The sequence below is a fragment of the Joostella atrarenae genome (assembly GCF_021764745.1).
GTDB classification, from domain to species: Bacteria; Bacteroidota; Bacteroidia; order Flavobacteriales; family Flavobacteriaceae; genus Galbibacter; species Galbibacter atrarenae.
Genome location: NZ_JAETXX010000001.1, coordinates 772,807 through 794,889, shown reverse-complemented (window position 1 = coordinate 794,889; position 22,083 = coordinate 772,807). Strand labels below are relative to the sequence as shown.

The 22,083-nt window shown below is 33.3% G+C and carries 16 protein-coding genes; 5 read left to right on the top strand and 11 right to left on the bottom strand.

The genetic code is table 11. The features are described 5' to 3' along the window. Positions 1 to 41 precede the first annotated feature (41 nt). Entirely contained in the window at positions 42 to 1,451 is a 1,410-nt protein-coding gene (locus JM658_RS03430; protein WP_236957827.1) for an outer membrane beta-barrel protein, read from the top strand. A gap of 118 nt (positions 1,452 to 1,569) precedes the next feature. Here the strand turns inward: JM658_RS03430 and JM658_RS03425 are convergent, their stop codons facing one another. Beyond that, a complete protein-coding gene (locus JM658_RS03425; protein ID WP_236957826.1) occupies positions 1,570 to 2,313 on the bottom strand; it encodes a lysophospholipid acyltransferase family protein in 744 nt (247 codons plus the stop codon). Positions 2,314 to 2,389: 76 nt separating this feature from the next. Between JM658_RS03425 and trpS the strand changes: the two genes are divergently transcribed. Continuing rightward, entirely contained in the window at positions 2,390 to 3,358 is a 969-nt protein-coding gene (gene trpS / locus JM658_RS03420; RefSeq protein WP_236957825.1) for a tryptophan--tRNA ligase, read from the top strand. A gap of 68 nt (positions 3,359 to 3,426) precedes the next feature. On the opposite strand, the gene JM658_RS03415 is transcribed toward trpS, so the two are convergent. Together JM658_RS03415 and dprA are read right to left on the bottom strand one after the other, a co-directional pair. Further along, positions 3,427 to 3,996, bottom strand: coding sequence for a hypothetical protein (locus JM658_RS03415; RefSeq protein WP_236957824.1), 570 nt, complete (start codon positions 3,994 to 3,996; stop codon positions 3,427 to 3,429). A 133-nt stretch (positions 3,997 to 4,129) separates the two neighbouring features. Continuing rightward, entirely contained in the window at positions 4,130 to 5,236 is a 1,107-nt protein-coding gene (gene dprA, locus JM658_RS03410) for a DNA-processing protein DprA (protein ID WP_236957823.1), read from the bottom strand. A gap of 105 nt (positions 5,237 to 5,341) precedes the next feature. Between dprA and JM658_RS03405 the strand changes: the two genes are divergently transcribed. Beyond that, positions 5,342 to 6,283, top strand: coding sequence for an HU domain-containing protein (locus tag JM658_RS03405; RefSeq protein WP_236957822.1), 942 nt, complete (start codon positions 5,342 to 5,344; stop codon positions 6,281 to 6,283). A 210-nt stretch (positions 6,284 to 6,493) separates the two neighbouring features. Further along, positions 6,494 to 7,006 carry an acyl-CoA thioesterase gene (locus JM658_RS03400; protein WP_236957821.1) on the top strand — a complete coding sequence of 171 codons (513 nt, stop codon included), beginning with the start codon at positions 6,494 to 6,496 and terminating at the stop codon, positions 7,004 to 7,006. Positions 7,007 to 7,272: 266 nt separating this feature from the next. Here JM658_RS03400 and JM658_RS03395 read toward each other — a convergent pair whose 3' ends face one another. Together JM658_RS03395 and JM658_RS03390 are read right to left on the bottom strand one after the other, a co-directional pair. Then, positions 7,273 to 9,954, bottom strand: coding sequence for a DUF5689 domain-containing protein (locus JM658_RS03395; RefSeq protein ID WP_236957820.1), 2,682 nt, complete (start codon positions 9,952 to 9,954; stop codon positions 7,273 to 7,275). Position 9,955: 1 nt separating this feature from the next. After that, complete coding sequence (locus JM658_RS03390) at positions 9,956 to 12,688, bottom strand: P44/Msp2 family outer membrane protein (protein WP_236957819.1); 2,733 nt, start codon at positions 12,686 to 12,688, stop codon at positions 9,956 to 9,958. A gap of 74 nt (positions 12,689 to 12,762) precedes the next feature. Between JM658_RS03390 and JM658_RS03385 the strand changes: the two genes are divergently transcribed. Further along, positions 12,763 to 13,803 carry an endonuclease/exonuclease/phosphatase family protein gene (locus JM658_RS03385; protein WP_236957818.1) on the top strand — a complete coding sequence of 347 codons (1,041 nt, stop codon included), beginning with the start codon at positions 12,763 to 12,765 and terminating at the stop codon, positions 13,801 to 13,803. 1 nt (position 13,804) lies between these two features. Here the strand turns inward: JM658_RS03385 and JM658_RS03380 are convergent, their stop codons facing one another. The 6 genes from JM658_RS03380 to JM658_RS03355 all read right to left on the bottom strand — a co-directional run bounded on the left by JM658_RS03380 (position 13,805) and on the right by JM658_RS03355 (position 22,015). Next, on the bottom strand, positions 13,805 to 14,239 hold the full coding sequence (locus JM658_RS03380; protein WP_236957817.1) for a hypothetical protein: 435 nt from the start codon (positions 14,237 to 14,239) through the stop codon (positions 13,805 to 13,807). Between the two features lie 116 nt (positions 14,240 to 14,355). Then, entirely contained in the window at positions 14,356 to 17,157 is a 2,802-nt protein-coding gene (locus tag JM658_RS03375) for a TonB-dependent receptor (RefSeq protein ID WP_236957816.1), read from the bottom strand. A 166-nt stretch (positions 17,158 to 17,323) separates the two neighbouring features. Then, entirely contained in the window at positions 17,324 to 18,964 is a 1,641-nt protein-coding gene (gene pgi / locus JM658_RS03370; protein ID WP_236957815.1) for a glucose-6-phosphate isomerase, read from the bottom strand. 1 nt (position 18,965) lies between these two features. Next, positions 18,966 to 20,258 (bottom strand): peptidoglycan DD-metalloendopeptidase family protein, encoded by a 1,293-nt coding sequence (locus tag JM658_RS03365; protein ID WP_236957814.1) that lies wholly within the window; start codon positions 20,256 to 20,258, stop codon positions 18,966 to 18,968. Between the two features lie 6 nt (positions 20,259 to 20,264). Next, positions 20,265 to 21,227: a tryptophan 2,3-dioxygenase family protein gene (locus JM658_RS03360; RefSeq protein ID WP_236957813.1), complete on the bottom strand. Its 963-nt coding sequence runs from the start codon at positions 21,225 to 21,227 to the stop codon at positions 20,265 to 20,267. After that, the gene (locus tag JM658_RS03355; protein ID WP_236957812.1) at positions 21,227 to 22,015 is read right to left on the bottom strand and encodes a DUF3108 domain-containing protein; all 789 of its coding nucleotides are present in this window, start codon (positions 22,013 to 22,015) and stop codon (positions 21,227 to 21,229) included. The genes JM658_RS03360 and JM658_RS03355 overlap by 1 nt, the downstream gene beginning before the upstream one ends. Positions 22,016 to 22,083 lie beyond the last annotated feature (68 nt).

Below are 22,083 nucleotides of genomic sequence, written 5' to 3'. Positions count from 1 at the left end.
TTGCTACAAAATTATATAATACCTATTGGTATTTTATTAATATGAAGGACAAAAAGAACATAGAACGCTTATTCCAAGAGAAATTCAAGGATTTCGATGCTGCTCCACCTGAGCACATCTGGTCTTCGATTGAAACCTCTTTGGATAATAAAGGAAAACAAAACCGCAAGGTAATTCCTATTTGGTGGAGACTTGGTGGTGCAGCTGCTGCAGTAGCTCTTTTACTATTATTAGGCAGTCTATTCCTAAACACTCCTAACAACGCGATTCCTTCAACAGAAACAATCACCAATAAACCTGCTACACCATCAGAAGAAAAAAATACCAACATATTAAATGAAGAGCCTGCAATAACACCTAAAAATGCTATTGCAGAGGAAGAGAATAATGAGAAAGAAACTCTTGACAACATTAAAAACCCTGCAACCAAAAAAGAAGTTAACTCAAACAATACCCGAGTTGCTGTATCAGAAAAAAGCACAAATAAAGCTAACAACAACACTTCAAAAAACCCAATTAATTACCCTGAAGTAGATAAGAGTTTTGCAAATAAAGAGTCTTCGGTAGCAAACAAGGAAGTTGCAGAGGATAATAATCTAGTTGCTAAAAATTTGCCACAGACAGAAGAGGAAAAAGACACCGATATCGATGATTCTAAAAAGAGATCGCTATTAGATGTTGTTGCAGAAATGGAAAAAGAAGAAACTGAAGTTGCAGTTAACGAGCCTAAAGCTTCTCGTTGGTCTGTAAACCCAAATATCGCTCCTGTTTACTATAATTCACTTAGCAAAGGATCTCCTATTAACAGAGAATTTTCTTCAAACAGCAAAGAAGGTGCTATAAATATGAGTTATGGAATTAACGTTGCATACAATGTGAGTAAGCGTTTAAGTGTGAGATCTGGAGTTAACAATGTAAATATGGGTTATAGCACCAATAATATTGAATTTAGCCCTGCTGTATTTGGATCCACACAATCACTTTCTACCGTAACTTTTAATAGATCAGATGCGCTTTTAAATGTTTCTAGTAGCAAAAATCCAAGTTTTAGCGCAACTAGTGAATTTCAAGGAAAAACAGACGATTCTTCTGAAGGAACTATGAATCAAGAGTTCGGGTATATTGAAGTTCCAATGGAATTAAAATATCGCTTGTTAGATAAAAAGTTTGGAATTAATATTATTGGGGGTGTAAGCTCTTTATTTTTAACAAACAATGAAGTGACCTTACAATCTAATAATCTAGCCGCCGAAATTGGAGAAGCGAATAATTTGAACGATTTAAGTTTTAGTACCAATATTGGGCTAGGAGTAGATTACCAAGTTTCCAACAAGTTACTTTTTAATATTGAGCCAATGTTTAAATACCAATTAAACACATTCTCTAGAGAAGACGGTGGTTTCTCTCCATATATTTTAGGAGTATATTCTGGATTGAGCTTTAAGTTTTAATCAACTTCTAAAGACTACTATTTCCGCTAGGAAAAGTAAAGCATTTAGCTCAAGAATAATATTGGTATATATAACTTTACAGATAATCACTCGTTAGATTTATATTTAACTAATGACCTTATCCTTCAGCAATTAATTTATCAAGAATAAGCTCACGAGATTCCTGTTTTATTTCTGAAGCATCACTAGATTTTAAATTTTCAGTTTGAATAAAAGGCATCACAACAGCCCTTGTTTTCCCAGGAGAGCCACTAAAAAACTCATACGAGAACCTCTTTTTATTATCTAAAAAAACAATTGGAACAACAGGTATCTGGTGCTCTATAGCCAATCTAAAGGCGCCATCTTTAAAAGAATCTAACACAACAGTTATATCATCAGGAACTCCCCCTTCAGGAAAAATACATATACTCACCCCTTGATTTAGACGCTTTTGAGCTCTTTTATAGACAGCAGACCTACTTTTAGAAGAACTTCGGTCAACAAGAATACAAACACGCCTATAGAAAAATCCAAAAATAGGAATCTTCGACAACTCCTTTTTACCGACAAAAACAAAAGGATTTTTAGAAACTCTTAGCATCATCATAATATCCATCATAGAAGTATGATTCCCAATAAGCATGTAACTTTCTCCTTTTTCAAGCTTCTGCTCTCTCTTGATTCTTGGAAACAAAAACATACCATAAAGCACAAAATTAGCCCATATGTTTCTAGCTATCCAAAAGAAGTAAGGATACAATCGCTCACTACTACTTAGAATCAGCAATAATGGAAACAAAACAATAATTGGCAACGCCATAAGGAGATAAAACCAAATTCTATATAATAACTGAAAGAATCCTTTTATAAGTTTCTGCATGGAGTCAAAAATAAGCAATTGTACTATATTTTTTTATAAAACATTATACCTTTGTAGTATTGTTTAAAATACAGAAATGGCAAGAATACTTACAGGTATACAGAGTACAGGAACTCCCCACTTAGGAAATCTATTGGGAGCTATTATTCCTGCAATTAAAATGTCTGATAAATTAGAAAACGATTCTTTTCTATTTATTGCTGACATGCATTCGTTAACTCAAATTAAAGACGGAGAGACTTTAAGAAATAACACCTACCGAGTTGCTGCAACTTGGCTTGCTTTCGGTCTAGATGTAAATAGAGTTGTATTTTACAGACAAAGTGATATTCCACAAACAACGGAGCTTACTTGGTATTTAAGTTGTTATTTCCCATTTCAGCGTCTTACATTAGCACATTCTTTTAAAGATAAGGCAGACAGATTGGACGATGTAAATGCAGGACTTTTTACATATCCTATGCTTATGGCCGCAGATATTTTACTTTACGATGCGGAGATTGTTCCTGTTGGGAAAGATCAAATGCAGCATATAGAAATAACTAGAGATGTAGCTTCACGTGTACATACGCAAATAGGTGAAACGTTTGTTATTCCTGAAGGAAAAGTACAAGAAACAACGATGTACATTCCAGGGACAGACGGAAAAAAAATGAGTAAATCTGCGGATAACTTTATTAATATTTTCCTTCCAGAAAAAAAGTTACGTAAACAAGTAATGAGCATCGAAACGGATAGCACTCCGTTAGAAGACCCTAAAGACCCAGATACTTGTAATGTTTATGGTATTTATAAATTACTTGCTACGGAAGAGCAAACAGCAGATATGCGTAAAAAATATGAACAAGGAGGATTTGGTTACGGTCATGCAAAACAAGCATTATATGAACTAATTCTTGATAAATTCTCTACAGAAAGAGAACTCTTCAATTATTATATGGAGAACCTTAATGAGATTGATGACATATTAGCTTTAGGAGCTGAAAAAGCAAGAAAAGTAGCCAATGAAACTTTAAAACGCGTACGAAGCAAAATTGGATATTAAAAAGCAAAGGCTGAGCTATAGATGTCTATAGCTCAGCCTTTGCTTTTTAATAAATAACATATACAAATTTAATATGGAATTAATATCTCATCATCTCCACTCCCTCCTGCATCGTCTTCCATACAACCTGAAGGCATATCTGAATTAGCATCCACAATTATAGGATAACAGTTTTCATCTAAAATAATTTTTCCTCTATAATTTGCCACAGTTGAATTAGATTGTTTTACATATTGATAAACACTCGTAGATGAATAACTCCCATCACTATTTCTAGTTACCTTTTTTATACTTTTCTTTATTTCCCCATACCCAAATACCGTTTTACTTATGTGAAAACCAAAAGCACTACCTCCCCACGAAATAACAGCATTTTTATCATATGACAATGGGTCATTAGGGGATACCGTCATTTCCCATGCACTTCTTACTCCATTTTCGAGTTGACTAGGGGAAGCTCCATTAAACCAAGCTATAACGCCTCCAAAAGATGCGTACCACTTTCCATTTCCAGAGTAATGTAATGTTGCTGAGTCATAGTGCACTGCCTTTACTACAACCAATTCTTCTTCCGAAATTGAATCTTTTTCACATGAAATCAATAAAATAAATAAACACAAAAAGAATATTTTCTTCATAACACATAATTTATATTACCACCTAAATATAGGTTTTTATATTAAATAAATTCTATATATTCAATATTTTAACAATTATATTTAATTAATTGAAGAAAACATAGGCTTTTCATTTTCGAACATGAAGCAATCCTTATATCAACTCAAACAATTTACCTGGCAACGGGCGCACAACTCCTTTCATTTCCATCCCGAATAAAACTGTTACCAGTTTATGTATTGGCATTTTACAGCCTAACGCAATACTATCTAATAATTGCTTTCCATTTTCTTGTAAATAATCATAAACAGTTTGTTCGCTTTCATCCATTTCAACAAACATTTGTTTCTGTACAGAATTTACAGGTTCTTTCAATTCCCAACCTAACATATAAACAATATCGGCGGCTGAAGTTATCATATGCGCTTGTTGTGTTTTTATAAGATTATTACACCCCTCACTAAACTTATCTGTAGCTCTACCAGGAACTGCAAAAACATCTCGATTATAGGACGCTGCAATATCTGCAGTAACCAAACTCCCCCCTTTTCCTGCCGACTCAATTACGATTACAGCATCTGCCATTCCCGCTATTACGCGATTCCTTTTTAAGAAATTATTACGCTCAGGGCCTTCATCGCTCCAAAAATCTGTAATAAAGCCTCCGCTATGTTCCATTTCGGAAACATATTTAGAATGCACTTTAGGATAAATCTGATTAAGACCGTGAGCTAAACAACCTATAGTTTGTAAATTATTTTTCATTGCACTTTTATGTGCACAAATATCTATTCCGTATGCAAAACCACTAAGAATTAAGGGATCAAAAGGAGCTAAATCACTTATCAGTTCTTCACAAAAAGCCGCTCCATAAGAAGTAATTTGACGCGTACCCACAATACTCAAAATCTTATTATTAGGCTTCGTTAGATTAATATTACCTCTACTAAAAATAAGAATTGGACCATCAATACAATGCCGAAGGTTACGAGGATACTCCTCCTCATAATATGAAACTACATTATAATTACTACTTCTAATAAATGCAAGCTCTTTCTCTGCTTCAATTAGATTTTCCTTACGCAATAACTGATTTACTAAAAACGTACCTACCCCTCCAATCTGAAGTAGATTACTCCTTTTTTCTTTAAAAACCGCTTCCGCACTACCGCAATGTTGTAGGATTTTCTTTGCAGTAATATCCCCAACTTTAGGCGCTCTATGCATTGCTAATAAAAAAAGAAGCTCTTTATCTGTCATCTAAACAAATGATTATCAGTCATAAAAGTATAGAAAAAAAACTACTGTTAATAAAAACTGAAAAAGTATTTTAAAATCTACTCGATTTTTTTACATCTTTGCTATATGCGAATAGATAATTACATAAGCGATTTATTATACAGATATGAGTGTGTGACCATTCCAGGTTTTGGTTCTTTCATAACTCAACACAAACCTGCAAAAGTGCACTATAACACTAATGCATTCTATCCTCCATCTAAATCAATCGCATTTAATGAGCAACTAAAATCTAATGATGGGTTGCTTACTAAATATGTAGCAGAAGCACAAAATATCTCTTACGAAGAGGCTACAAAGAAAATTGAAGCCACTGTACTTTCATGGAGAAAAACATTACTATCTAAAGAAAGAATAGCGCTAAAAAACATAGGAGAACTTTGGTCTAATGAAGATGAAAAAATATTATTCCAACCTTCTTATCATTTAAACTATTTAACAGATTCATTCGGATTATCTTCTTTTGTTTCACCTTCTATCACTAGAGAGGAGTTAAAGAAAGATGTAGAAAAAATTGAAGAGAAAGCTCCGATTGCATTTACTCCAGAGCGAAGAAAAAATCGTTCTTACTTAAAATATGCTGCAATATTCTTATTAGCAGTTTCTGCTGGAACTATCGGGTATCGATTGGTTGACATTCAGAAAGAAAATCAAGTTCAAGTTGCCCAACAAGAGGCTCAAGAACAAATTGAGAGAGATATCCAGAAAGCTACATTTTTTGATACTGCTCCATTAGAAATTCCTTCTATTACTTTAAAAGTTGAAAAGCAACCTTTAAAATATCATATTGTAGCTGGCGCTTTTAGAGTAGAAGAAAATGCAGATAAAAAAGTAAATCAACTCATAGAAAAAGGATTTGATGCAGAGCGTATAGGAAAAAACAAATATGGCCTACATCAAGTTACCTATGCTAGTTTTGCTGATGTTCCTGAGGCATTAACATTTCTAAGAGAAGTTAAAAAGACAGAATCTTCCGAAGCTTGGCTTTTGGTTGACGAAATAAAATAAGCTTGCTATCATAGCAATATATACATAGCCTCATTAAATAATGAGGCTTTTTTTTTGGCTCATCATTAAAATATAGCTCTTCCTATTAATAGTATTTATGTATTTACTGATGTCAATATTAATCTAACTATGAGTATTCTATAAATATTATCTAACTAATTTTCTTTTATTGAAATAAATGAAGATATCTTTGCAAAAAAAATAAAAATAATGCAAGCAAAGACACCTAGCGAATCTCGCACAATAATGACCGACCTTGTTTTACCTAGTGAAACAAACCCACTAAACAATTTATTTGGTGGTGAGTTACTAGCCAGAATGGACAGGGCTGCAAGTATTGCTGCTAGAAGACACTCCAGAAGAGTTACAGTGACTGCATCTGTAAACCATGTAGCTTTTAACCGAGCTATTCCACTAGGAAGTGTTGTTACTGTAGAAGCATGTGTTTCTAGAGCGTTTAATAGCTCTATGGAAATATACCTTGATGTTTGGATTGAAGATCGAGAAAATGGTCACAGAAGCAAAGCTAATGAGGCAATATACACTTTTGTAGCTGTAGACGACACAGGGAAACCAGTAGCTGTTCCTCCAACGGTACCAGAAACAAAACTAGAAAAAGAACGTTTTGAAGGTGCACTTAGAAGAAAGCAACTTAGCCTAGTCTTAGCTGGAAAAATGAAACCAAATGAAGCTACAGAATTAAAAGCTCTTTTTACTGAATAAAAAAATAAAAGGCTTCCACTTAAAAATGGAAGCCTTTTAAATAACAAATAATTTAAAAAAGATTAGAAGCTTTAATTTTATTCATCATTCCCCTCAAAATTCAGAATACTTCAGCTAAACATAAACTCCAAAGTATAGTATTTATGTTTTAATCTTTAACAAAAGTAAACTCAATAATTCTAACAAAACATGATAAATATCATGTTTACATAGATTTAACCTTGTTGAAGAAATAAAATATATTCAACAATCTAAACCAAATGCAGCTACCTTTGTCCTGGATTGTAATCTTGCGGGGCTATTTTTGGGAGATTTGCAGTTCCAGATTCACCCGTATCATTAAAAACCATCCACTGTAAAAAATCATATTGATTATTGTTAGTAGTTACTGTTAGATTCCTCACAGCTCTACCATCTTCAAATTCGTGATTTGTACCCGATCCATCCTCGCCAGGTCTCCCAAATACATCTACAACGCTACCATTACCGTCCACTAATTCTATATTATCATCTCCATTAGAATCTGCTGCGCTACCAGTTCCAGCCTCCAAATTTGGGGAAAACCCATAAGTTGAAATAAAATCTACCTCATTTGAAGCTATTATAAAAGCACTTTCTGGCGGGATAACATAACCAGACAAATCAATAACACTGCGCTCCGTAAAACTTACATTTGCATTTGTATACCTTCGCAATACCCAACCATTAAGACTTACTTCTTTATCACTAGAATTATAGAGTTCTATAAATCGCATATTCAAAGCAGCACTGCTATTGTCTGGATCAGCTATTTCAGAAATGAAGATAAACTTGCTTGTCAATTTTAAAGAACAATCTTCATAAGGCTGATCAAACGTAAAGTCTGAAACAGATCTCACATAAAACCGACCTCTGATTAATACTCCAACAATATTTCCCTTTCCATCACTTACATTAACATTAGCAAAACTCGCAGATTCGAGTATTGAAACTATATAACTATCCTCACAGTTAACAATAACATTATCTCCAGCATATACAGCATTAACATCTTCAAATTGGAATCCTTGCAACTCAACAATTACATTATTGTATTTTAACGATAATAATTCATCTATACTGACTATTAATGGTTTTACAGGCTGAGCTTCAATAATATTTAAAATATGATCATTAGTCAACCCTTTAATACGAAATCCATATTCATCATTAAAAAATGTTAACCCACGTAAGGCGATAGTGATTTCAGAATTTAAGGGAATCTGGTGTGCCTCTTTAAATTCTAGCTCCATTCCAATATCTTGATTTTGAATTATCGCGCTAGTATTTTCAAGGTTATGAGTTAAATAATCTGTAGTGACAAACCCTTTTATCTTAAGATTTTCTTTTATCTCTTTTCCACTTTCTCCATATTGACTAATTAAAGTATCCAGACTTATCTCTGCAGCATTATCTAGAACATTACATCTTTCAAGATTCATCCCGACTAAGTCAGCAACATCTCTTATCCTTATCTGAAACCCATTATCATATTGTAAAATACCGATTATGCTTCCATTATTAACAGGAACGACCTCACTACCATAAACAAAACTACGCGATGTATTTAAAGTAAGTTCATTAGCAAAACAATCTGTTATAACATTCTTTGTATCTCTATTATTTATAACGAACTTAGAATTATCTACAAATTGAACAGAATCTACAACTATTAAACTTCCAATATCAGCTTCAGAAATATCAGCAATTTTTATTTTATTAGGCGCTATTTCTGAATACTCCCCTTCATCATAAAAAAAGCGATAATAATCTTCTTTTTCGACTCCAAGAATCTCTTCATCATTTAAGATCCCTAAAGTATATTCCTCATCAATTTTATCTAAAGTTAATCCATTCACTACAATTGTAATTACAGCATTCAACGGAAATCTTTCAAAAATCTTAGTATCATCTAACTTAACCTTAATTCCTCCAGTAGCATCTTGTACATATAGCTGTTTAGAAAAATTCTTATTTTCATCATTAGCAATAATCGTAGCATTAAGAACTAAAGGTTCTTTTATCGTAACCCTCTCCCCCAAGTACTTTTCTTTAACATCAAAAATGGTTGTATTAGCTTCTGGTATTTCACAATAATATTCAATCGCATCGCACCTTTCATTATTCATATCTACATCATTTAGATCACGAATAGTAATTATATATTCTTCACGCTCTTTTGTCAACACCCCTGTAACAAGACCATTTCCTACAGGCAAAAGTGCAGACTGAAAATCAGAAAAGCCGCTATTTCTCATAATTAAAGGTGCCCCGTTGCAATTATTCAGTTCCACATCTGTAGTTTCTCGGAATTCTGCAAACGTGCCACATAATCTTTCAGGACCAACATCTAAATCATCAACAACAACCAACGTATTCACCATCGTACTATCAAGCTGCTCCATCTCATATTTCTTCGGAACCATTGGCACAACTTCATCACAGGATACAATTATATGTTCCTTAATTTTAGTTGCGGGAAGTCTCCCTACAGAAAGATTTCCAAAAGCAGTAAACGTACCCCCAAGCTTATATGTTCCTTTATCATTATCTAAATAAAGGTCTTTTAATTTTATAAAAACCTTTTGACCAATGGGATAAAAAATCGCAAGATTCCTTAAATCCAATTCTATTTGAAGCCCTTGAGTAGGATTTGTAGGATGATCTTGAAAATGGATATTCCCAAAAAAATTACTAGCTGCATCAGAAGAATTTATGTATCCAGATATAATTAAATCCTCTTGAATTCTTAGGATCTCTCCATTATATAGAGCCTTAACTTCGTCATAAGAAGCATTTACCTCCAATGTATTCTCTATACAAATATCGTTTGGAATATCGTGCTGATCATCTGCAACACAAGCAAAAAAGAAAATAAGAATAGCTGTTAAATAAATAATACTGAGCACTACATTTTTTAGATTTCGCATATTAAAAGCTTAAAGCAAGGTTCACAAAGTATGATCTACCGTATCCATACCAGTATTTATTCCCAAAAAGTGGAGCGCCACGTTGCGTATCGTTATATGCCTGTCCAAAATTACCATTCCTACTCTGCTCATAACCTCCCGTTCTATAACTAACATCAAATAGGTTATTAACACTCACAAAAAAGCTAATATATTTCTTGTCTATCAACCAAGATTTTCCGCCAGTAAGATTCAATAAATAAATAGGAGTTAATCGCTCTTGTGTCAAAAGCTCTGTAACTATCTCTGGAGTAGCATTGGAAAAAACATCCCCATCGGGATCTTGTAAAAAGCTACTTGTTCTTTTAATAGCAGAAATATCCACATAGTTATCCGCTAAATAGTTTCCTGTTGCACCAACCCACCAATAATTAGAACTTCTATAATCTACACCAATAGAATATGCTTTTTGAGGGCCTACAGCAAGCTTAAAATCTTTTATTGCTGTCTCACCCAAATCTAATGTTCCTATTAAATTAATTAGATCTTCCTCCGCTCCAACGGTATCGAAATTGATGGTTACATTAGCATTCTCGGTATAACTAAAATCTCCATAGGATGCAACAGCTGTAAGTTTAATTTCTGTTGTAGCTTGATAAGAAAACCCAAGTTCACCTCCGTAATGTAACTTTTCAATTCCTGTTACCACCTCTTGGATAAAGTCACTCCCCACACCTGCATCTACATAAAAATAATTTATATCCGTTACTTCTTTAAATTTGGAATAATAACCCGTAAATCTCATGCTTATATTAGGAAGATCAAGATTATATGTAAGTGCTCCAGAATATATAACTTCGGATTGCAGACTATCTACAGTTTTATTATTTTCTCTAGCGTTTACAAAAGTATTTTGCAACGTCGGGGCCTTTGTTAAATAAGCAGCTGACAGATTTACAATATGACGATTATTAAACTTATACGTCAGTCCAGTTTTAAACCCATAATCTGTGAAATTTTGAATTTCACCTTTCCCCTGAGAGGTTAATGGAAAGCGCTCATTTATAAACAAACCTTCTCTTTGATATGTTGTTTGTGATATTTTGGCTGAAACAAAAAATGCTAATTTTTCTAACTGAAAATCCCCCTGCAAAAAACCTTCATAGAAACTAGAATTGATATTATAATTATATCCCATCTTATCGCCAACACCTTTCTGAACTTCATGCTCAACATCATTTTTAGTATCTGAAAATGTATCTATATCTTCATGAAAATTACCACCAAGTAAATCCAAAAGAAGTCCATAATTCTCTGCATCCGATTTATGATATCTAAAACCACCTTCAATCTTAAAGTAATCACTAAAAATATAGCTTGAATTGATATTTACAAACAATTGGTTCTCATCCGCTTGATCATTATAAAGCACATAAGAACTTTTACCATTCCGCTCACTAGATAAATTAGCACTATATAAAGAACTCCATTGCATTTGCGGGTTTTCTTGAAACCCCTCTTTAGCTAGATTGGCATTATCAAAATTAGCTCCTAAAGAATTATTAATATAAAAACTGGGTAGATATCTATAATAGTCTGGATTGGGACTTGGAGCATTATAATACCCTAAGCGACTACTACTAAAGCTACCGAATTGATATGCAGCACCAAAATTCAGGGTAAGTTTATCACCTGAAAAATCATAATTAAACATAGCGATAGGTTCTTCTATGTTTCTTTCTTTAGAATTACGAATCTCACCATCTTGCTCTCCCCAATATGGATTATATTTTCTCCCTACAAGCTGAAATACTTCCGCAGTAATAGCAGCAGACTTACCTCTTCTATTAGGTGTATACATTCCAGTAAAATAAAAATTCTGCTTCCCTGTTTGATATCCTATTGCTCCAAACACAGAATAGGCATCATATAAGGTTCCAGAAACATAGCCCTCTTTCCCCCATCGTTTTGAAGCGGATAATGAATATGAAATTCCGCTCTTTTTTACTCCAGAGTTATAAGTTGCCATCAATCTACCCCTATAAGATTTGTTAGAAGCTGAAGAAGACAAACGTATTCCGGGACGCATTTTAGCAGGATTAGTATTCATATTTGTAGTTCCAAGGAGTCCACCAAAACCATAAGGATTTGCCTTTAAACCATAAAAATATTCTTGATTTCGAAGTACGTCATTTATCCCTCCCCAATTACTCCATTGCGGTCTACCATTAAAGACTCGATTCATCCGAACTCCATTTATTAAAACATCCCCATATTTAGAATCATATCCTTTTACTTTAAAAAAGGATTGACTAAAATCGAAAGCTGCTCTACTAAGAAAAATATCACGTGTTGCTTGAAGCATTTGCCCTGAAAAATCGGTATCTACATCATCTATAAAATCACTATCAGAAAGAGAAATACTGTTTTCCTGCTGAAGTTCTTTAACATCTACTTCTAAATAGATGGTTTTAAAATTTACTGTCTGCAAATATTTTTTAGAAAACGGGAGAAACTTAATAATATAACCTTCTTTGGTAATTTTAAGCACATGATTATTACTAGCAACATCTAAAATCACAAAATTACCATCCAAAGATGACAACACTTCGTGAAAAGAATCTTCTACTTCAATCAAAGCACCTTCAATAGGGAGTTGCGTTCTTAAATCATAGATAGAGCCTTTTAGTTCCTGCCCATACAAACAGTGAAAACTAACTAATAAACAACAAAGAACTAAAACTTTCACACTCATTATCAAGCACTTGAATCTTCAATGTAGTGAAATATAACGTACATTTACTACTTATTTATAGAAAATAATATATAATGAAGAAGTTATTAATTACAATTGTCGTATTAAAATCTTTTATTTTGATTGCACAATCAACAGAATATTCAATAAAAAGCATCGCCTTTTACAATGTTGAAAATCTATATGACACACTAGATGATTCTCTAACTTTTGATGACCAACGAACTCCTAATGGAAAATACAAATGGACGGAGGAGCGATATAATATAAAATTATCCAGACTTGCTAAGGTCATAAAAGAGATTACAAATGAAACGATAGACAATACTCCTACGGTTATTGGTTTTGCTGAAGTAGAAAACATAAAAGTACTTACAGACCTCAAGAGTCATCCAGATTTAATAAGTAGTGATTACGGTATTATACATGAAGATTCTCCAGATGAACGCGGCATAGATGTAGCTTTATTTTATAAAAAAGAAAGTTTTATTCCTAATACTATTCATTATAGAAGACTTATAATATACAACGAGAAGGGATTCCGAGATTACACAAGAGATCAATTGGTGGTTGATGGATATTTTGAAGGAGAGCATTTTTGTTTTATTGTTAATCATTGGCCATCGAGAAGTGGAGGCGAACAAAGAAGTAGACCCTTTAGAGAAGCAGCAGCGAGATTAAATAAGAAAATAATTGATTCTGTAGTATGGAGAAATCCAGCCATTAAAATAATCAGTATGGGCGATTATAATGATAACCCTACAGACGCAAGTTTTAAAAATATACTAAGAACAAAAGGAGAAAGAGATGAGCTAGATGAGATCAATAACTTGTATAATCCTATGGAAAAATTATATAAGAAAGGAATCGGATCTCTTGCATATCGAGACAAATGGAGTTTATTTGATCAATTTTTTTTCACTTCAAACCTATTAAAAAAAGATGACGGGATGCATTTTTGGAAAGCAGGTATTTTCAGTGCAGAATATTTAAAAACAAAAACCGGAAAATACAAAGGATATCCTTTTAGAAGCTATGCTTCAGGTGCTTTTACAGCAGGATATTCTGACCATTTTCCGGTCTATCTCTATTTAGTTAAAAAAGTCAAGAAATAGACTAATCGAACCAAAGCATATAAGGTATTCTAAGTAAAATCAAGAAAAGTCCAATTCCGTAGAATAAGGCAATCTTTCCGAATTTTCTTTTAGAAGTAGTTTCTTTTTTATGCTTACTCCAACCGATAGTAATTAAAGCGATTGCAATAATATTAATAAAAGGATGCTCTACAAGAACTAGTCTTAAAAGGCTATCTCCCATAACTCCTCCTGTCTGCCAAGAAGAAAACCTTGGAGAAACAAAGTAAAGTATTAAACCTATTACCAATTGTAAGTGAGAAAAGATAAGAGCGAAAAGACTTATTCTAAAGTCTTTAGCCAGACTAAAATCTTTATTCTTAAAATATCCTACCATAGCATTTAGAACGGCTATAATAAGTACTAAAAGCGTAAAATACGCCCAATATGAATGCAAAGCATTAACTGTTGTATACATGAGTATGTTTGTTTTGTTAGTTCTTCAAAAATAAGAATTAAAGCTTGATAAACTTCAGAAAAGACATAAAAAAACCCCGCAAATTGCGGGGCTTAAATATTGTAGTGATTTTATTTTTAGAAGTTATAACGAACTGTCATGTTCCATGCTCTTCCCCATCCAAAAAACACTCTGTTATTTGTGTTAATACCTTTATAAGTATCATCACCAGCTTCAGCAAATATATTTGTATCAGACTCAGATATGTAAGTATTATCAAATAAGTTGTTTACATTTAATCTTAAATTAATAGCTTTATCTCTATCTTTCCCTACTACTAATTTATAAGATATTCCTGCATCAAATAAATTATAATCTGGTAATTCAAGTGCACCTTCATTATCTGGGCTTCCAAATTGATCTACGAAATTACCACTATCCCCTGCAAAATCTGCATATAATTTATCAGCTCTATCCCAACTTGCATCAAGTCTTAAACCTTCTACTGGCATAACACCTATACCTAACCTAGAAGTTACTTGAGCTGCATCTCCAACCTTTACACCGTCTAGATATAAAGTATAATTTCCAACTAGGTTTTGACCTGAATCGTACACAGCTGCATTTACATCCCCTTCATATTCCCAGTTACCTATAGATAACATACCGTACACATCAAAAAATTGATGTAAAGGACGATAGTTTGCCACAAGCTCAACACCACTGTGTACTTGCTCTATTCCTTTAAAGTTTGCGGAACCATTGTTATCTCCATCGACTATAACACTTTCGGATAAAAATCTATCCTTCCAAGATGTTCTATACACATTTACATCAGCAGTAAATTCAGAACTTCTGAATCCATATCCTAATTCTAAACCTAATATTTTTTCATTCGTAAGGTCTTCATTTAAATCATTTACATAGTTTAAGAAAACTGCATCAAACAAAGGTTGCTTAGAATAAAATCCGGCATTTGCAAAAACATTGTGCTTAGCGTTTATGTTGTAGTTAACACCCCCTTTAATATTACCTCCGACTCTATTAACCCAATCTGTTTCTTGTTCTGGATCTGAATCTAAATAATTAAATTTATCCTCTCGTTTAAACCCTTGGTTAGATACGGCTCCTTGTATAAAAGCAGAAATCACATCATTAGAATACTCTAATTGACCAAATCCTCCTGCCCAATTTACATATCCTAAATTATAATAATCAATTTTTGTTTCTTTATCTACATCCTTAAACACATTCCAAGTGTTTCCGACTTTTGGAGAATATGTATCAGTAGAGAAACTATATGGATTATTTACATCATCATTATCAACATAAGCATCAGCTCCAAGAAGATCAACTAACCTTCTATAATGATATCCTTTATAAGTTCTTAAATCAGCTCCAATATCCCAACTCCAATTATCATTTATTTTGTTATTAAAGTTAATAATGGCACCATACCAGTTATGTGAGTTCACCGAAGACCTTTGAGAGATACCATTTTCAGACCCAAAAATATGTCCTGAATCAGAATTCGTTAATGATCTGTTATTATAATCACCTCCATTTATAAATTGTCCTTGATATTGAGCATCACCTCCACCTGAGTATCCAGTTCTAGGCGCTCCAAAGTCTGGAACATCAGCTCCACCATTCCAAGCAATAATATCATCAACTCTTATTAAACCATTTGCATCTTTAAATTTTGATGAATAAGATCTATCTCCATTAATACGTCCAATAGAACCGATTGATCCCCCTCTACCAAATGAAGCATATAACACTGTAGATAATGTTGAATTATCAGATATATTCCAATCCCAGTTTAAAGATGCTACAGGCTTATGATAAAAGTTTCCTCCAAAAGTAAATTCCTTTCCATTTCTATATCCATAATCACTATTATATCTTCTATCTGGATCTCCATTTTGACCATATTTAATATAATCATTTAATGTTGGAGAAAAACTTCTTTGATTATGTTGTTGTGGCGCTCCTGTTAAAGTGAATTGTAAATCATGCTTATCATTAGGCTTAAATCCAAATGCTAAAAAATAATTATATCCTTCAAACGCTGTTCCATCAACATAACCATCTCCAGCAGTTCTACTAAATAAAGCAGACATAGAAAAACCACTATCCATAACCCCTGTGTTATAAGAAGCTAACGTCTTCAAATAGTTGTCATTTCCTACAGATGTAGAAATAGAACCACCTTCTGACTTATCAGAAGATTTTGTAATAACATTAATTGTACCTCCAACAGAAGACACAGCTAATTTAGAAGACCCTAAACCTCTTTGCACCTGCATAGCAGAAGTCACATCACTTAACCCTGCCCAGTTACTCCAATATACTGAACCATTCTCCATATCATTTACAGGAGCTCCATTAATCATAACCGCAGAATTGTTTGTATCAAAACCACGTATATTAATCCTAGAATCTCCATATCCTCCACCCTGCTTAGTAACATAAATTGAAGGCGTTGATCTTAAGATTTCAGGAAATTCTTGAGATCCCAATTTTTCTTGAATTTCAGAAGCTTTAATAGTAGACACAGCTACTGGCGTTTGTCGGTCCTTAGCTATATCAATAACCCCTGTAACAACAACCCCTTCAAGCTCTTCAGCATCAGGTTGTAAAGTAACAGCTCCGATGTTAGCACTTCCGTTACTTAGTGTAAAAGAAACTTGGTTTGCTACAAACCCAATATATGAAACTACGATAGTTCCTGAGTTTTCAGTAACATTTAATGTGAAATTACCATCAAAGTCGGTTGAAGTTCCAGATGTAGAACCTTTCACCATAACATTAGCTCCAGGTAATGGCCCCCCGAAACTTCCATCTACTACAGAACCCGTAATCGTTCCTTGCGAGAAAGCTGTAGTAGTAATCAATGCAATTACTGTAGTTAAAATCCAATTGTAGATCGTCTTCATTTGTTTGTTTAATTTAATTTAACGGTGCAAAAATCATCTATTAAATGATTTCTAGCATTAAGGTAATGTTAAATAATTTAACATTGGAACAAAAGTAAACAAAAAACGTAACATAATAATCTTGTGCAGATTACAATGTTACGTTTTTAGATTTTAACAAAATATGTTAACTGTTTTTATAAAATCGCAAAAGATTTAACGTAGAACTATCATGATTACTAATCTTTTCGCTTTTTATATCGGTAAGTATTGTAGAAGCTAATTGTTTCCCTAATTCCACACCCCATTGATCGAAGCTAAAAATATCCCAAATTACTCCTTGAACAAAGATTTTATGCTCGTACATTGCTATAATTTCTCCGAGGGCTTGCGGTGTTAACTTATCAATAAGTATAGAGTTTGTAGGCTTATTTCCTTCAAATAACTTAAAAGGGAGTAATTTTTCAATTTCTTCTTCTGAAATATCTTTTCCTTCTAACTCTTCTCTTACTTCTGCTTCTGTTTTTCCGTTAAGTAAAGCTTCCGTCTGCGCAAAATAATTGGCCATCAACTTATCATGATGATCTTTATCTCCATGAAGTGACTCTATAAACCCAATAAAATCCGCCGGAATCAATTTAGTCCCTTGGTGAATCAATTGAAAAAATGCGTGTTGTGAATTCGTTCCAGGTTCTCCCCAAATAATAGTTCCCGTTTGATAATCTACTGGGTTTCCGGCACGATCCATACTCTTTCCATTACTCTCCATAGTTCCCTGCTGAAGATATGCCGAGAGTCTATGTAAATATTGAGAATAAGGTATTAAAGCTTCACTTTCTGCTCCATAAAAATTATTATACCAAACACTTAAAAGTGCTAATATTACTGGAATATTTCTTTCGAAAGGAGTTTCTCTAAAGTGATCGTCCATGGCTTGAGCTCCCCCCAACAGCTTGTTGAAGTTATCAAAACCTACTGCTAGCGCTATAGACAAACCAACAGCACTCCATAATGAAAATCTTCCTCCAACCCAATCTTTCATTGGGAATACATTATTAGAATCTATTCCAAATTCGTTTATCTTTTCTAGATTCGTAGACACTGCAACAAAGTGTGCAGCAACATCCTTTTGAGTTGCAGATTCTAAAAACCACTTTTTAAGAGTTGTTGCATTGCTCAATGTTTCTTGCGTTGTAAAAGTTTTAGAAACAATTACAAACAGAGTAGTCTCTGGATCTAATTTCTTGATAGTTTCATGCACATGATCTCCATCTACATTACTTACAAAATGAACATTAAGATGATTTTTATAATATTGGAGTCCTTCTGTAACCATTGCCGGCCCAAGATCTGATCCTCCAATTCCGATATTTACAACATCGGTAAACGCTTTCCCAGTATACCCCTTCTTCTCTCCGGAAATAATACTTTCTGTAAACGTTTTTATTTTTTCTTTTACCTTATAAATCTCAGGAACAACATTCTCTCCATCAACAAAAATCTTCTCACTTTCTTTGGCTCTTAAAGCTGTATGAAGTACTGCTCTCCCTTCTGTTTCATTAATAAGATCTCCAGTAAAACATTTTTCTATAGCATCCTTTAAGTTGACCTCTTTAGCTAGTTCTAGAAGTAAATTAACCGTAGTATCATCGATTCTATTTTTAGAAAAATCTACGTAAAAATCATTCCATTGAATGGTAAACTTTTCTGCTCTTTTATCATCTTGAGCAAACAAACTCTTTACCGATGTATTATGAAAAGTACTATAATGTTCTTCTAATTTCTTCCAAGCTTCTGTCTTGGTTGGGTTGATTGCTGATAATGGCATTTTATTGATTTAATTCGGTTACATATTCTCCTTCTTCAGAGCTTTTATCCAAAGGATATTCTATTGCGTCTAATTGTTGCTTTATTGGTTTTATATGAGCCAAATATTTCACTTTCAACGAATCTCCAATAGGTTCTGCTTTTGGAAGATCTTGTCTAAACGGATCTACTTGCGCCCCATTTTTCCAGAAACGGTAACAAACATGGGGTCCACTAGTATTTCCAGTCATACCAACCCAACCAATAACGTCTCCTTGTTTAACATACTCACCCACCTTCACCTTCCTTTTCTGCATATGCAAATATTGGGTTGTATAAGTTGAATTGTGTTTTACTTTTACATAATTACCATTTCCACCTCTTCTGGTAGATTCTATTACGGTACCATTTGCTGTAGATAAAATTGGTGTTCCAACTGGAGCAGCAAAGTCAGTCCCCTTATGTGGTCTCACTTTATTTCCGTAGTAAGCAATTCTACGATTTAAATTATAACGAGATGATATTCTGCTAAACTGAACTGGTGCTTTCAAGAAAGCTCTTCTTAAGTTCTTAGCATTCTCATCAAAATAATCAACAATATGTTTTGTAGAATCAGACTCAAAACGGAATGAATAAATAGGCTCTCCATTATGCTCAAAATATGCTCCCTTTATCTTATCTACTCCTGCATAAATAGAATCGTCTATATACTTTTCAGTAAACAAAACTTTAAACTTATCTCCTTTCTGAATTCTGAAGAAATCTATAGTCCAAGCATAGATATCGGACATTTTATAAGCTACAATAGGACTTAACCCTTGCTCCTGAAGTGTTTGATATAAAGAACCGTTTATAATTCCTGAAGCCTCACGTTCTACAAGCTTAACTTCTTTTTTACCCTTTTTTACTAATGTAGAATCTGCAAAATCTACCACCACATAATCTATACTATTTGGTTGATAGATAAAACATTTTGGCTTCTGTAAAGAATCTTCCTTAGTACACAATAATGTATAAGGTTTTCCTACTTGAAGGCTTGCTATATTAAATGAATCTTTTACCCCTTCAACAATATTATATATCTCAGGGTATCCTATATTATTACGCTGTAAAATCTCACCAAAACTGTCGCCAGCTTTTATTGTATCTCTAACAACAAGATATTGGTTTAAATCATAACCAAATTCTTTCACTTCAACGGGCTCCAGTCCTTCTGCTTCTACAACACCCACTTCCTCTACTTTCTTCTCTTCTTCTTTACACGATAAAATAGTTAGTATCGCAATAAACAAAAGTCCTACAATCTTCTTTGGCATTTACTACTAATTTGTTTGAGGGTTTAACATATGCTCCACCCACTGTTTTCCCCAGTCGGCTCTTTCTGAATCGCTCCAAATTTCGGGAAAAAAGATGATTTTCTGAAAACTTGGAGGTAAATAATCTTTCCAATTGGTGCCTCCAGTAGCATCAATTGTCTGCTTATCTTTACTTAAATGCTTATAAGCTACGCCCATATGCATCAAGTTCCAATTTACATTTGCATTTACATCTAGCTCTTTCATCGCTTTAATCAATAAAGGATTCTCTTTTACCTCTTTTGGAAAGTTTAAATACTTTTCATAAATCGTCATTCCTTCTACCTCTTTGGCTATTCGCATAAACCTTGGAGTATAACGGTATTCAAACTGCTTTAATGTAAGCGTTTTTTCTTGTGTTTTAGTATCTACAGCTCCTCTTTTCCAATAAATATTTTCAAAAAGATCTTCTAGACTACTTTCTGGTGTATATTCTGATTTTGCATTTTCAGGCAATAAATTATAAAAAGGAGTACAATAAATCTCTATCATTCTAAATTGAGCAGATTGAAACCCACTGGCTGGAAGAAGCGCCATTCTATATTTTAGAAACTGAGCTCTGTCCATCCCATTAATCATAACACTGAAAGAATTGATTAAAATTTTATAATAATTATTAATCCTCCCGATTTTGGTAATCATAAAAGCTGCATCATTCAACTTATGATCTATGATCTGCTTTTGCTCATGAATAATAAGCTTAAAATACAACTCTGTAATTTGATGATAAGTGATAAAAATTTCTTCATCAGGAAAATGTGTACGTGGAATCTGCAGACTTAACAATGTATCTAAATGGATATAATCCCAATATGTAAGATACTTTTCATAAAGCAGACCGTCTAAATACGCACTAAGATCTTGTCCTGAATTTTTATACTTTTCTTCAAGCTCTTTAATTTGAGCTTCAATTTCTGGTTTAATTGCCATTAATTCATTTGAATTTTAAACTGATGCTTCAATCCTTTAAATTCTTCTAAATCTGCTTTTATTGAACCTACAAGGATATCTGCCTTTATTCGTATTGGTATTTTATTCTCATCGTCAGACACCCATAAAGTCAAACTTTCTTCTTCTTTAAAAATACGTCCGGATTGCACATAGGGTCTGAATTTCAAACATTTCACTTTACCGAATTTTGTATTTAAAACCTCTCTCCCTAAATACTTAAGTTTAAATTTAAATATCCCATCATCATCAAACAACATATCGGACACGAACTCATCTCCAGCTGCTACGGTAGTTCTATCTACGCGATCTCTAAGAAAATAAAATCCAGAAATAAGGTCTTGAACCCCTTTGTCTATATCAAAATACTCTTCTGTATCGTGTTTATGATCTTTTAAAGTTGCTTTTTTTGCTTTATAATCAAAGTTTATTTCTAAATCTTTGGTATGCCCTCCTTCATCTATTTTTCGAATAAATTTATAAGGCTGACCAGTAGTTTTATCAAAATAACTTTGGTAATCGTCATTAACTTCAAAAAATAAGCTAGCTAATCCTGTAGTTTTACCAATTCCTGTTACATGGTAAACTTCTTTCCCATTTAGATATTCATCTTTAACTTGTAGTGTAGCATAACTAGCATTGAAGATTCCGTAGTGGATTCTAAACTTAAACCATTCTCCGTCTTGAAAAGCTTTTTGCTCTTTTGTCTCATTTTGATTCACAAAAGCTGAAAGCCAAAATATTGTTATCGCTAAGATTATCTTCTTCATAGTCAGAGTTAATTGTGTAAAAATAATAAAATGAATTACATTATAATTCTTTATCAATACAATTAACA

Bases quoted from the DNA above. Each gene is read 5' to 3' on its own strand.
- JM658_RS03375 (WP_236957816.1), bottom strand. From the start codon at position 17,157: ATGAAGACGATCTACAATTGGATTTTAACTACAGTAATTGCATTGATT.
- JM658_RS03425 (WP_236957826.1), bottom strand. From the start codon at position 2,313: ATGCAGAAACTTATAAAAGGATTCTTTCAGTTATTATATAGAATTTGG.
- JM658_RS03405 (WP_236957822.1), top strand. From the start codon at position 5,342: ATGCGAATAGATAATTACATAAGCGATTTATTATACAGATATGAGTGT.
- dprA (WP_236957823.1), bottom strand. From the start codon at position 5,236: ATGACAGATAAAGAGCTTCTTTTTTTATTAGCAATGCATAGAGCGCCT.
- JM658_RS03385 (WP_236957818.1), top strand. From the start codon at position 12,763: ATGAAGAAGTTATTAATTACAATTGTCGTATTAAAATCTTTTATTTTG.
- JM658_RS03415 (WP_236957824.1), bottom strand. From the start codon at position 3,996: ATGAAGAAAATATTCTTTTTGTGTTTATTTATTTTATTGATTTCATGT.
- JM658_RS03360 (WP_236957813.1), bottom strand. From the start codon at position 21,227: ATGGCAATTAAACCAGAAATTGAAGCTCAAATTAAAGAGCTTGAAGAA.
- JM658_RS03390 (WP_236957819.1), bottom strand. From the start codon at position 12,688: ATGAGTGTGAAAGTTTTAGTTCTTTGTTGTTTATTAGTTAGTTTTCAC.
- JM658_RS03355 (WP_236957812.1), bottom strand. From the start codon at position 22,015: ATGAAGAAGATAATCTTAGCGATAACAATATTTTGGCTTTCAGCTTTT.
- pgi (WP_236957815.1), bottom strand. From the start codon at position 18,964: ATGCCATTATCAGCAATCAACCCAACCAAGACAGAAGCTTGGAAGAAA.
- JM658_RS03380 (WP_236957817.1), bottom strand. From the start codon at position 14,239: ATGTATACAACAGTTAATGCTTTGCATTCATATTGGGCGTATTTTACG.
- trpS (WP_236957825.1), top strand. From the start codon at position 2,390: ATGGCAAGAATACTTACAGGTATACAGAGTACAGGAACTCCCCACTTA.
- JM658_RS03395 (WP_236957820.1), bottom strand. From the start codon at position 9,954: ATGCGAAATCTAAAAAATGTAGTGCTCAGTATTATTTATTTAACAGCT.
- JM658_RS03430 (WP_236957827.1), top strand. From the start codon at position 42: ATGAAGGACAAAAAGAACATAGAACGCTTATTCCAAGAGAAATTCAAG.
- JM658_RS03365 (WP_236957814.1), bottom strand. From the start codon at position 20,258: ATGCCAAAGAAGATTGTAGGACTTTTGTTTATTGCGATACTAACTATT.
- JM658_RS03400 (WP_236957821.1), top strand. From the start codon at position 6,494: ATGCAAGCAAAGACACCTAGCGAATCTCGCACAATAATGACCGACCTT.